A 13,133-nucleotide genomic window follows, 5' to 3' on the forward strand; every position below is an offset into this window, starting at 1 on the left:
ACGTTCATGACGTCATTTTTATATTTTCAATAGAAGTTTTTTAAAATATAAGCAACACCAGCTTCCTCATTCGTCAGTGTTACTTGGTTTGCAATTTCTTTTACTTGCCGCTGTGCATTCCCCATCGCAATACTCAACCCACTGTAATTCAACATAGCAATGTCGTTTTCTTGATCGCCAAAAGCCATGATGTCACTCGACTCGATTCCAAGGTAATCCGCCAGAAAAACAAGTGAATGAGCTTTAGTGATACCTGTAGGCGTGATTTCTAAGAAATGCGGATCAGAGAATACTGAATTGATGCCGTCTGCTTGCAGATCTCTTTGTAGCTTCTGTAGTTTTTCTTCACTCTTGTCTGTTAACGCTAATTTAAGATAGCTAAGAGAAGGATCTTCTAACATACTTAAAATTTGATCAAAAGAATGATTCTGCAGATTGAAATGCTCATAATAGGGGTCGTCTTTGACAAGATTAGATTCATCGAATGTCAGCTGATCATCTTGGGTTTCTCGGCTGGCAATAATTGAGATTTTTGCTTCTTGAGCATAGAAGAAGGCTCTTTTCAGAGTATCGATATCTATTTTCGAACGTCTGAGAACCTTTGCCATCTTTCCATCCTTCATTTCAGCAATCAGCGAACCATTGGAAGAAATCAAATAGCCGCCGATTCCTAATTCGGAAAAAATATCTTTAGCAGAAATGCTGTTCCTTCCTGTAGCTACTGTTACGATTCCGCCATTTTCATCAAATTTCCGAAGTGCTTGGATATTTTCTTCTGGTATCTTTCCATTTCGATCAAGCAAGGTACCGTCTAAATCAATCGCTGCTAGTTTCATTTTATCTTCCTACTTTCTTTTTACATATCTATTTTCCTGTTACCTTAAGATTAAATGAGAAATCAAAAAAATGAAACTAACTTGCTTTGCCGTTATGAATTTTTTCAAAAAACATTCTTAAGAAAAAGGTGGCTATATATAGTAGTTTTTGGTCAATACCTTTGAATAAAAAGCCATGAAAAACGAATAGTTAGCGCTTACCAATGCGTTTTGTGATGAAAATATTTTAAAATATTCAATGAAAACAAAGCATATATTTTGCTTTAATGCCAAATGAGGAATATTCTAGATGTAGAACAGGTTAGAAAAAGATTAGAAAAAGGAGTGATTTTGATGGAGAAGAGATACGGCGTAGTTCCTGTGGTGACTGCTTCAGACGAAAATTATGCTCCTTACTTGAGCGTGATGATCGCCACTGCATTAGAAAATTGCAATAAAACAAGACGCATAAAATTTTATGTGATTGACGATGGTCTATCAGAATATAGTAAACAAGGATTGGAAGAAACGGTAAATAAATATTCAAGTAATGCAAGTATCCAATTCCTGACAGTGGAAAAAGATATCTACGAAGACTTCCTAGTCAGCGACCATATCACAACTACCGCTTACTTAAGAATTTCTTTACCCAACTTATTAGCTAAAGAGGATTATAAAAAAGTCCTTTACTTAGATTCAGATGTGTTAGTGCTAGACGATATCGTAAAACTATATGATGAACCATTAAATGGAAAAACGATCGGCGCTATTATCGATCCAGGACAAGTGAAAGCATTGGAAAGATTAGGAATAGATTCCGATGACTTGTACTTCAATTCAGGGGTGATGGTGATTGACATCGATCAATGGAATAAAAAAGAAATTACAGAAAAAACTATCCATTATTTAAGTGAAAATGGTGATCGAATCATCTATCACGATCAAGATGCTTTGAATGCTGTCCTTTATGAAGACTGGGAACCACTTCATCCAAAATGGAACATGCAGACTTCTTTGATTTTTGAACGACACCCAGCACCAAATGAAAAATATGAACGTCTGTATAAAGAAGGAAATGAAAAACCTTCGATCGTTCATTTTACAGGACATGATAAACCTTGGAATACATTGAAAGATCATCCGTATACCAATTTATACTTAAAAAAATTAGCACACAGTACTCTAACGAAAGTAGGCGAGATCAATGAATAAAAAAGAAATAGCAGTAGTCGCAAGTTGTAACACAAAATTCGTACCGCATTTAGCTGCATTATTTGTCTCAGTATTAGATAATTGCAACCCGTCTAAATTTGTTCGGTTCTATGTGATTGACGACGATATCGATTTTGAAAGCAAACAGCTTTTACGTTTCTCAGTGAAAAATGCACGAATGAATTCAGATGTAGAATTTTTGAAAATCAATAAAGAATTCTTTACAAATGTAGTAATCAGCGATCGTATTCCAGAAACAGCTTATTACCGCATAGCGATTCCAGAATTGTTCCGCGGCACGGAAGTCGAACGTATCTTATATATGGATTGCGACATGATCGCTTTGCAAGATATCTCTAAATTATGGCGTCTTGACTTCGGTGATTCAATCGTAGCAGCTGTTGAAGACGCTGGGTTCCATCAACGATTAGAAAAAATGGAGATTCCAGCTAAATCAATGCGTTACTTCAACTCAGGATTGATGCTGATCAATGTAAAAAAATGGTTAGATGAAAATATTACGCAAAAAGTATTAGACTTCATCGAACATAATCCAGAAAAATTAAGATTCCATGACCAAGATGCATTAAATGCAATCTTACATGATCGTTGGCTTCCGCTTCATCCGCGTTGGAATGCACAAGGCTATATCATGGCTAAAGCAAAGAAACATCCAACAGCAGCAGGTGAACGTGAATACGAAGAAACACGCAACAACCCTTATATTATCCATTTCTCAGGACATGTGAAACCTTGGAGCAAGGATTTTGAAGGACCAACGAAGAAATATTACGAAAAATATGCAGGGATGACGGCGTTCCGTTGTGTGGCTAAATTCCCTAAATATCCAAAATATGCAAAAGTTCAACAAAAAACAGACGTAGTTGTTAAATAATACAAGACTACAACTGAACAGGGGGAGTAGGAATGGAAATTACATTGTCTAAAAATGCAGTAGAGACGTTAATCGAAAAAGTGGGGGAAAATACAAAAATTGCACTCGCTCTCATCAATGATTCCGATCCATTTTTAAGGGATAAAGGTGCTTTTGCAAAAGGCAGCTTTTTCCAAATCATTCCTTTTGTTTCGGAATTCGGAGAGTATGCTACAAAAATCGAGCATCCTTTACTGGAAATCTATACATCTAAAGTAGAACAAAGTTATTTCGGTAAACGACTGAACATGGACTTTAATAAACAGCTTGACAGCTTCTCATTAGAAAATGAAAGTGCAGTACTCGATTATAATATCAAATTAAAGAACTGCTTCTTCAGCTAATCGTTTTTGAAAAGTCCAGAAAGGAGGTATACATTGAGATACTACTTTGTGGATGATGAAAAGAAAGTCACAGAAACAGATGAAAACAAATACAATTGGCTTATTCTCGATAATACAAAGCCAGAAGAGATTCAGCAGGCAATTAAAGAATTCGAGCTTCCAGATGACATTTTCGTAGGCACGGAATATCCGGAAGAAGTTTCTCGGATGGAACGCCTTTATGAGACTAAATTAGCGCATCCATTTTCTTTGGTTGTGATCAATCTGGATCAGTCAGATAATCGTATCGAAAAAAAATTGACACCGATATCTTTTGTACTTTCCGATAATCTCTTGATTACATGTATCGATAGAAAAACCGAGTTCGTGGATCGCCTACTGACAAAGCATGGAGATCATTTAAACTCGTTTGAAAAGATCATCACGTATACATTACTGGATATTTATACCCATTACGTGAAAGAACTAAGAGAAATGAAGCATAGAATTGACGCTTTAGATAAAGCAGCTCGTAAAACGACGGAGAATGAGGAACTGTATAAACAGGCAGATCTTGAAAGAGACATTGTGTATATCGATCATACCTTAAGAGATCAGCGGGAAACGATGGATCAATTATGGAATTCTGAAACGTTCATCAAACGGTTAGACGATGAACAGTTGCTTTATGATGTTCATTTGAGACAGCGACAAACAGAAAAAATGATCGAGATCTATCGAGACTTATTGGAGAGTATTGGTGATTTATTCAATGGGATGATGGATAATAACCTAAACCATATCATGAAGTACCTAGATTCAGCTGCACTGATCATCTCCGTTCCGGCGTTGTTTGCAGGGATTTGGGGAATGAATACAGGAGGATTGCCGGGTAAAAGCTCTGCTTTAGGATTTATTCTCGTAGTATTCGGCTCTTTGATAGCAGCGGCGGTTTTAGGCTACCATCTATACCGAAAAGATTATACGAATTAAACAAACTATTTAAAACAGGTATCAAACAAAGAAATTTGTTTTGGCAATACAATTTAGAAAAACTAGGAGGAATACAGCAATGACAGAACCAAAATTAATCGATCCGCGAAATCTGTACCATACGGAGAAATTTCCTAAGCAAGATCAGGATACACCAGCTTTACAGCAGAACATGATTCCTGTTCCTGATTGCGGAGAAGAATCCTATGAGGGTAATAATCAGCTGGAAAACCGCCGTGTACTCATCACTGGTGGAGACTCAGGGATCGGTCGTGCAGCAGCGATTGCATTTGCTAGAGAAGGTGCAGATATCGCTCTTCAATTCTTCCCAGGAGAAGAAAAAGATGCAGAAGAAGTAGCTAAATACGTCAAAGATGCAGGACGTAAAATCGTCTTACTACCATTTGATCTTCGTGATGAACAAGCACCTAAAGAAATCATTGAAAAAGCAGTAAGTGAGCTTGGTGGGCTAGATACGATGGTATTGAATGCAGGACAGCAAATTTCTTGCCAGTCCATTACTGAACTGCCACTTGAACAAATTAAAGACACATTCATGGTCAACATCATCGCTATGTTTGCTTTAGTGAAAGAAGCTGTTCCGCATATCCCTGCAGGAGGAGCGATTGTTACAACAACTTCTGTCCAAGCCTTCAATCCAAGTGAACATTTGTTGGATTATGCAGCAACAAAAGCTTCAATTGCTAACTTTACGATTGGCTTAGCAAAACAACTTGCTCCTAAGGGAATCCGTGTAAATGGTGTAGCACCTGGGCCAATCTGGACACCGCTACAACTAGACGAAGGTCAGCCTTCTGATTCGATTCCTGAATTTGGTCAGCAAAGTTTACTAGAACGTGCAGGTCAACCAGGAGAATTAGCACCGGTCTATGTCTTCTTAGCATCGAATAAAGCAAGTTATGTCACAGCTCAAATTTACGGAGTAACTGGTGGAGAAGCGATCAACTTATAAAAAGTTGATCGTTTCACCCCTATGAGGAGGTGCGAAAATGAATAAAGGAGTAAAAACGCTTGGAGTGATCGGAACGTTACTTTTGCTATCTATACTTTTGTTTGCGATACTATTAAGTGCAGCCTATCCACTGCCTTTTCAATTAGAGAAGTTTCGATTCTTTTCCATCACTAATTCATATGTGCAACAATATGTATTCTGGCTTGCTGTTGCATTTGCTATTTTGACGATTATCACGTTGCTTATTTTCTTGTTTTATCCAAAAACGATCGGAACCTTTTTACTGAAACATGGTGATGGGGAGTTGACGTTGGATAAAAAAGCAATCGAAGGAATGGTTCGTTCTCACTTACATGAAGATGAATTTATCCATTCACCAAAAGTAAATGTCAAAGCAACGAAAAACAAGATCGCCGTCAATGTAAAAGGGGAGTTGAAACGAACTTCAGCACTCATTGGTAAAACTGGAACATTGATGAAAGAAATCGAAAACGAAGTACAACACATATTAGGCACAAAAGAGTCAGTGAAAGTATCCGTGAAATACACAGGTTTTGAAGAACCAGCTAAACGAAGCAATGACCGCAAACGAGTAGAATAGGGGGGGACCAAAAATGAAAGAACTATTTTCGACATACAAGCTCCCTATCATCTTTGGGGTACTTGGGTTGATACTAGCCGTTTTATGGATTACCGTCGGCTTTTTCAAGACTTTATTGATCTTGATCATGGCAGCTATCGGTGCCGCTATCGGTTTTTATTTGAAACAAACGAAAATCTTAGATCACTATTTTAAATCTTAGGAGGAAACATCCATGAATAACAATAACAAAAATAATAACAACAATAAAATGAACAACCAAAAACCAGTGTCTGCACATCCAGATCCAACGACACCAAACCAATCAAATGGTGTGAACGATGAAAAGAACAAAACAGCACCAGTATCTGCACATCCAGATCCAGTCGTGCCAAATGTTCAACAGGAAGTAGAAGAAAAGAAACATGACGCAGAAAAACATGCGCCTCATCATCCCGGCTCTCCAGAATCTAAAGTTCCAGAACAACATGATGCAATCGATCCTTCTAAACCATTAGAGGAACAAAAGCATCCTTCTGATCATGCGAAAGCACAAGAAAAACTTGGTTCTGAACACTCGAACGGACAAGGGAAATTTGGTTCACAACATACAAACGACCAAGAAAACCATGGCTCTGAGCAGGAAGATTCGATGCGCGGTGAGTTGAATTATGAAGATAAAGTGGTGCAAAAAATCATTGGAATCGCAATTGAACAAGTAGACGGCTTATTATCTGCAAACGGTGGTTTCTTCTCTAATGTGGCAGGAAAACTTGTGAATACAGATAATGTAACGGCTGGGATCGAAACAGAAGTCGGTAAAAAACAAGTAGCAGTTGACATGGATATCATTGTGGAATATGGCAAAGATATCGAAAAAATCTTTGAAGAAATGCAAGAAGTAATCGGCAAAGAAGTAAAAAATATGACACACTTAGACGTGATCGAAGTCAACGCTAACGTAGTGGACATTAAAACAAAAGAAGAATTTGAAAAAGATCAAGAAACGGTGCAAGACAAAGTAACTGACGCAGCGAAAAAAACCGGTGAATTTGCTTCCAATCAAACAGATAAAGTAAAATCAGCAGCTGGAAGCGGCGTTGAAAAAGTAAAAGAAAATACAGAACCACGCGTTCAGTAATAAGGAAGCAAAACATTAGGAGGAACGAAACATGGGATTTATTTGGTCACTTATCGTCGGAGGAATTATCGGAGCAATTGCAGGAGCAATCACGAATAAAGGTTCTTCGATGGGGATTATTGCAAATGTCGTAGCAGGTTTAGTTGGATCAGCACTTGGTCAAGCATTATTAGGTTCTTGGGGACCAAGTATTGCAGGAATGGCAATTGTGCCATCATTGATTGGGGCCATCATTTTAGTACTGATTGTCTCATTCTTTGCTAGAAAACTGTAAAAAGACTTTTAATAAAGAGGTCGTGAATAAGCTGTTCTGCATCAAGTAATAAGAACAGCCAAACAAAAATAGTTCGACATGGTTTGCCGTTTATACGTGTTTAGAGCGTGAGACAAAAGTGTTCTTTACTTTTGTCTCACGCTCTCTTTGTGTAGGCAAATTCCCAATTAGATTTTTAAAAGTTTTTAAGGAAAAACCAGCATGTTGACCAGTTTTTCCTTAAATGTGTCTTTATTGATACAGAGCAGCTTTCTCCACCTTTTTTAATAAAACAATGTCTCCCTAAATTTTCTTGAGATAGGGAAAGTGAACATACAAAATAGTACGACCACTTGAAAGACCCAGATGATCCACAAATGGATCGTATGATACTGATGAAGTAAAAAGCAATGGATCAGAAACTCAAAGAGATTGAAAAAGACAAGGAAGAAATAATATCTCTTTTTTACTCTTGTCTGTTTTAGCCAATAATAGCTCGTAAAGTAATCTAGACAAACAAATAGAAGTAAACAAAGCTTCGTAAGAGCAGTAATCGTATCATGTTGCTCTGCTAGACGATTGACGAGCAGGAAAAATGTAGGTAATGGGATATAGATCACGAGTAATGAAAGAAAAAAGTAAACGATGAATGGCATACTATTCCTCCTAATTGTGTGAGTTCGCCCTCATTTTAAAATAACGATATTTGTTTGTGAAGCTTTTTTGTGTCGTAACTAATGTTATCTAATGTATTTTTAAATAAATAATCATTATTATCAAATTAACGTTAAAAAGAAAAAAGAGTAGTGGATCGTTGTTATTCGAAACATTCTGTCAAAAACTCCATATTAAATGGGAAAAAGTGGCATTACATAATAGAAAGAACCCCTTTACAGTATAAATGTGGGAGTTTGCTCCCGCATAAAACCAAAAAGAAAGGAGTGGGAGACACCCAGTTACGATTATTGGGGAGAGAACTACATATTCAAAGATCGTAAGAAGGGGAACAGGAGCAATTCACGTACAATGCTGACCGTCAAGTTTGTCACAACAAATGATCGTTAGGTGTTTAGCAAAATCAATACTATTTGATCGATCAGACTTGTGTCAATTGAGCAAAAGCTACGGAGGTTAGAAACAAACAAAACTATTTTTACACGATTTATTTATGTTTAAGACAAGAAAATAGCATACCTTCTTTGCTGACGGTTTAAAACAGACCGCTTTTAATCTGTATAGGAAAAATAAAGGAGGTAAAACGTTCATTGAAAAAAATAAAAAAGCTATTAACTAGTACACTCTCCTTAGGACTGGTTCTAGGGAATATGGGCGGTACCGTAGTAGAAGCTACCTCTGCTTTACGCGACATGGAAGTCCCAGTATTGAGGCAGCTGGAAAAACAGAGCAAGAAAAAAGAAAAACTAGAAGAACAAACATTGAAAGAGAAGACAGAAGATAGTTTGTCTACTTCTGCATTAGGATTAGGACAAAGCGCTATGTTAACCGCGGGTGCAAGGATAAAAAAAATACAAGAAAATACTCCAGTATTGACTGATTATTCTAGTGCATTCGATTCTGCCGAAAGGAATAGAGAAGAAATTCGAATTGCTGTTGGAAATCAAATACAACGTAGTCTCGACCGAGCTATGTCAAATACATCAGCGTCCCAATTTAAGGATACCGAAATCACTTTCGAACGTATCACTCAGAGAGGATGGAATTTTGATTATGAGGATACGGATATTGCGCCTAGTGTGGGAGAATTTGTTCAGGATAATCTTCTTTTTCTTTATTCTGATCGTGATGGTTTGGGCTCGGGGTTGTGGTCGGTTACAACAGATTCAACTTGTGGAAACTGGCGTTTAAGAGTATATGCCGCAAGAGAAGGGACCTCCGTTGACCACATATTTGCTAGGATTACAAGAGTGAGATGGGGAAGTCTAAATACAACGAAAGTAGACTTTAATTTACCGATATTGCTTTCTTACGGTGAATGGTTTAGCTCTCCACCATATTTCAGAGATGTTACGCTAAGTGGTACTACACGTCCAATCAGTATCGAGATTCCGGGGACTTTACAATCACATGGGGTAATTACAGCTACTGCAAAAACTGGCCCGCATGTGATTACTCAAAATGATACATTACCTGCCCCTTCAACATATATCACTACAGGGAATACTGTAGGACGTGTCACGATTGACTGGAAAGATGGAAAAGTCCCAAATACGTCATCAGTAGGACAGATAAATGGGGAGATAACAGTCACTGATGAGACGGGACGAACGGCTAATGTGTCAGTGCCGATTACTGTTCAACCAGCACCTCTACAAGTGACACCAAAAGCTGGGACGAATGAAATCTATCAATATTCAAAGTTACCAACACCAGAAGATTATTTTGAAGTAATAAATTTTCATGGTACGCATAGGCTTGAGTGGATTGAGGCAAGTACGCAAGTACCTGGTACTTATACGTGGCGAGTAAAAGCTACGACGAGCGATGGAAGAGAAGCAACCAGTTCAACTACCATGGAAGTCTTGCCACATTCAGGAATAGAACTAAAATTAAAAGATATAGAAGATCGCAATCTTGGTATGAATTATGATTCATTAGCAAGTAATTTCAGAGAATATATCGAAGAAGCGTCCATGTTTGGTGAAGCAATTGACTTTGATCAATTAGAATTTGTTGCGGCGGAATCAACAGAGCCAGACTATTCTACAGTCGGCAAACAAAAGGTGAGAATAACAGTGCAAAAAAAACATCCAGATAGTGATGTCATGGTAAAAGGTACTGCCGAAACGTCCATCAACATCCGTTGGGGCGACACGTTCTTATTGAAAGCCCATGATGGACGATCAGCGGGCGCATACGCCTTCCAGTTGAGAAATGGGAATAATGCTCGAATCGTGGCAACTCGAGGATTAGATTCTCCTCTTGATGAACGGATTGGTCTGGAAGATTCGTTGTATTACTCTATTGAGGTGCTACGAAATGATCGACAAGCTTATTACCATGAAGTGCCGGGGAGAGCTACTCTACAGCAAGTGATCACGACATTTGGAAATGGAAATGGATACCTTGATGTACAGTTGGGAGATATCATCAATATCCACCATCCACAAAAGAGTGCAGGAAGTTCAGTTTTGATGGTAGAAGAAGAACAGGATTTCACTTACGGGACAGATAACGCCTATTATCGTGTCACGGCTTTCGGATTTGAACCACTTCCTGTACTTCCTGATCCGGCTATCCAGCTGAAATTGAAGCCAATGGAAGACCGTACATTAGGAGAAACTTCTGCGTCACTTGCAAGTACATTTAAAAATTATATTGAAGAAGCCACTTTTGAAGGGGAATCGGTTGCGATCGATGATCTAGAATTTGTCGCAGCAGAATCGACAGAGCCGACGAATACGATCGCTGGCAAACAAGATATTCGGATCACGGTACAAGCGAAACACCCGATTTCAGGGGAGACGATCAAAGGAACAGCCGAAACATCAGTCAATTATCTTTGGGGAGATACGTTCATGATCAAGTCAAGCGAAGGTGGTTCAGCAGGAGCTTATTCCTTGCATCTGAGAAGTGGGAATGCAGCTAGATTAACCGTTACCAGTGGGTTGCCTTCAGCATTAGATGAACGGGTCGGTACGGAAGAATCGATGCATGCCTTGTATTACTCATTGGAAGTCCTGAGAAACAATCAGTCAATCTACAATTATGAGGTACTTGGTAGAGGAACTCTGCGCCAAGTGATCGATAACTTTGGGAACGGGAATGGTTACGTTGACGTTCGATTGGATGATGTAATCAAGATCTATCATCCGCAGAAATCGCCAAACAGTTCAATTGTCATGATTGATGAAGAAGAACGGGATTTCACTTATGATTCCGAATATGCTTATTACAGAGTGACTGCATTTGGCTTAGAACCGATTCCAGTGATGGAAGCAGAAGGGACTTCGCAAACATTCTCTTTGATGGATGACGTCAGCACATTAGATGTCAAAGAACTAGTCAAAGATGTCACGATCAATCATCAAAGTATTTCAGAGGATCGTTACACGATCGAACAATTGTCAGAGATTGACACAAGTACAACTGGAAAACGAACGACAAAAGTAAAGATTACGATGAATGATGGGTTAGCTGAAACCGAAATCGAAGTCCCTTATGAAGTACAGTGGGGAAGTACATTCGTTCTTCGAGGACTGGAAGAAATGACCGTCGGCGCGTTTAGTTTATTAAAAGAAGGCGATCAGTTAGCAATCCATGCTTCGCTTGGTTCAAGTGATACGGACTTGAACCGTCCAGTGAACAATCCTTTCGGTAGGGGAATCTATTATGCTATCGAAGTACTGGAAAACGACACGCGAAAATACAACTATGAAGTAACAGGGAATACCTTGATCCGTCAAGCAGTGAATGGATTCAACAGTGGGCAGCCGTTAGCAGTCAATGTAGGAGATACCATCAAAGTCTATCATGCGGAGACACAAGGAAGAAATCTTCTGATGATGGATGAAATGGTCAGAGATTACACTGGTGGTTCTAATTATGCCTATTATAAAGTAACAGAAGAAGGGTTTGAGCCGTTTACAGATATCAAGGCAGATCCGATTTCACAAGAACTGCTGTTAGGGCATGAGACGAATACAGTGAACCCGGCAGAATTGATCCAAAATGTGACTTTCAACGGACGTCCGCTAACGAGTGATCTTTATACGGTGGAACAATTGTCTAACTTTGATACAACAACTGTGGGAGAAAAAGGGGTTCGTGTGAGAGTAAGCACGACTGATGGTACTGGATTCACAGAAGTGAAGATACCATATGTAGTGAAATGGGGAAGCACGATCCGAGTCAAAAACAATGATGGAGCAACGATCGGCGCATTCAGTCTAATTAAACAGACAAATCCGAACACTCAGAATACACAAATGATTATCCGAGCATCTCAAGGTGTGGCAAATACAGAGTTGTCCAAAGTAGTGCATGATTATTCCGATCGCTCGATTTATTATCAATTCGATGTGATGAACAAAGATAATACCACTAGCAGATTCACATATGATGTAACAGGAAACCGGACGATTGAACAAGCATTGTCTCGATTCAATAGTGGACAGCCATTGAATGTCAATGTGGGTGATATTATCAGGATCTATCATACGAAAGAGTTTAGACGAAATATGTTGATGGAAGATGAGCAGGAGAAGAACTTCACTTACGGTTCTCAATATGCTTATTATGAAGTCACAGAATATGGGTTCGAACCAAGCGGGAAAATTGATGTAGAAGCTAATAAAGTAGAAATCCCACGAGGTGCAACGGATCTCGATCTTAAATCATTTATCAAAAATGTAAAAGTAAATGACAAGGTCATTCCAGAAAATCTTTATACAGTCTCTTTAAATTCTGAAATCGACACATCGACTCCTGGTCGGAACAATGTCGCAGTCAACGTGACGACTGACAGTTCTTATGGCGGTTTTTCAACAGAATTGAATATGCCGTATGAAGTACGTGATCACACAACGAATTCCAGTACGAATGAATCACAAAATAATCATACAAATAATGAAGATACAAGCGGCAGTACGGAACGAAATGAAGGAACGACGCCAAGCATCCAAGATGATCCAACAACAAGTGCAGATAATGAATCTTCACTGAATATGCCACAAACCAATGCAACTAGGAATACTGCATGGACATTGATTGGTATCGCGTTAGTAGCAGGCATAGGGGCGATTGTTATGAGAAGAAAAACAAAAGAGAAAGCTGAAAATCAATAACCGATTTTTGCTTAAGTAAGAAAAAATAGTTCTCAAAGTTCCTATTTCTAAAGCAGATACACGATATAATATAATCACAAGCACTCAATAAGGGAAACCGACATT

General features: G+C 38.6%; 12 protein-coding genes. 10 read left to right on the plus strand and 2 right to left on the minus strand.

All coding sequences use genetic code 11. The annotated features are described in order from the left end of the window. Positions 1 to 26: 26 nt before the first annotated feature. Complete coding sequence (locus AB3I00_RS07780) at positions 27 to 836, minus strand: Cof-type HAD-IIB family hydrolase (RefSeq protein ID WP_024635254.1); 810 nt, start codon at positions 834 to 836, stop codon at positions 27 to 29. A 333-nt stretch (positions 837 to 1,169) separates the two neighbouring features. On the opposite strand from AB3I00_RS07780, the gene AB3I00_RS07785 reads away from it, so the two are divergent. The 9 genes from AB3I00_RS07785 (at position 1,170) to AB3I00_RS07825 (ending at position 7,245) form a co-directional block, all read left to right on the plus strand. Beyond that, positions 1,170 to 2,027, plus strand: a complete 858-nt coding sequence (locus tag AB3I00_RS07785; protein ID WP_002291260.1) for a glycosyltransferase family 8 protein — start codon at positions 1,170 to 1,172, stop codon at positions 2,025 to 2,027. Beyond that, positions 2,020 to 2,922 carry a glycosyltransferase family 8 protein gene (locus AB3I00_RS07790; protein ID WP_002291262.1) on the plus strand — a complete coding sequence of 301 codons (903 nt, stop codon included), beginning with the start codon at positions 2,020 to 2,022 and terminating at the stop codon, positions 2,920 to 2,922. Before AB3I00_RS07785 ends, AB3I00_RS07790 begins: the two co-directional genes overlap by 8 nt. A 32-nt stretch (positions 2,923 to 2,954) precedes the next feature. Then, on the plus strand, positions 2,955 to 3,305 hold the full coding sequence (locus AB3I00_RS07795; RefSeq protein ID WP_002291264.1) for an iron-sulfur cluster biosynthesis family protein: 351 nt from the start codon (positions 2,955 to 2,957) through the stop codon (positions 3,303 to 3,305). Between the two features lie 48 nt (positions 3,306 to 3,353). Beyond that, complete coding sequence (locus tag AB3I00_RS07800) at positions 3,354 to 4,277, plus strand: magnesium transporter CorA family protein (protein WP_180363520.1); 924 nt, start codon at positions 3,354 to 3,356, stop codon at positions 4,275 to 4,277. Positions 4,278 to 4,356: 79 nt separating this feature from the next. Beyond that, the gene (locus AB3I00_RS07805; RefSeq protein WP_002291266.1) at positions 4,357 to 5,250 is read left to right on the plus strand and encodes an SDR family oxidoreductase; all 894 of its coding nucleotides are present in this window, start codon (positions 4,357 to 4,359) and stop codon (positions 5,248 to 5,250) included. Positions 5,251 to 5,287: 37 nt separating this feature from the next. Further along, entirely contained in the window at positions 5,288 to 5,851 is a 564-nt protein-coding gene (gene amaP, locus AB3I00_RS07810; protein ID WP_202779828.1) for an alkaline shock response membrane anchor protein AmaP, read from the plus strand. Positions 5,852 to 5,864: 13 nt separating this feature from the next. Then, positions 5,865 to 6,053 carry a DUF2273 domain-containing protein gene (locus tag AB3I00_RS07815; RefSeq protein WP_024635250.1) on the plus strand — a complete coding sequence of 63 codons (189 nt, stop codon included), beginning with the start codon at positions 5,865 to 5,867 and terminating at the stop codon, positions 6,051 to 6,053. Positions 6,054 to 6,065: 12 nt separating this feature from the next. Continuing rightward, positions 6,066 to 6,971 carry an Asp23/Gls24 family envelope stress response protein gene (locus AB3I00_RS07820; RefSeq protein WP_086285979.1) on the plus strand — a complete coding sequence of 302 codons (906 nt, stop codon included), beginning with the start codon at positions 6,066 to 6,068 and terminating at the stop codon, positions 6,969 to 6,971. Between the two features lie 31 nt (positions 6,972 to 7,002). Further along, the gene (locus AB3I00_RS07825) at positions 7,003 to 7,245 is read left to right on the plus strand and encodes a GlsB/YeaQ/YmgE family stress response membrane protein (protein WP_002291278.1); all 243 of its coding nucleotides are present in this window, start codon (positions 7,003 to 7,005) and stop codon (positions 7,243 to 7,245) included. Positions 7,246 to 7,508: 263 nt separating this feature from the next. On the opposite strand, the gene AB3I00_RS07830 is transcribed toward AB3I00_RS07825, so the two are convergent. Continuing rightward, entirely contained in the window at positions 7,509 to 7,880 is a 372-nt protein-coding gene (locus tag AB3I00_RS07830; protein ID WP_002340670.1) for a hypothetical protein, read from the minus strand. A 609-nt stretch (positions 7,881 to 8,489) separates the two neighbouring features. Here AB3I00_RS07830 and AB3I00_RS07835 point away from each other — a divergent pair. Beyond that, positions 8,490 to 13,028 (plus strand): LPXTG cell wall anchor domain-containing protein, encoded by a 4,539-nt coding sequence (locus AB3I00_RS07835; RefSeq protein WP_368025017.1) that lies wholly within the window; start codon positions 8,490 to 8,492, stop codon positions 13,026 to 13,028. The last annotated feature ends 105 nt before the right edge of the window (positions 13,029 to 13,133 follow it).

The organism is Enterococcus sp. C76 (assembly GCF_040886985.1).
GTDB classification, from domain to species: domain Bacteria; phylum Bacillota; class Bacilli; order Lactobacillales; family Enterococcaceae; genus Enterococcus_B; species Enterococcus_B lactis.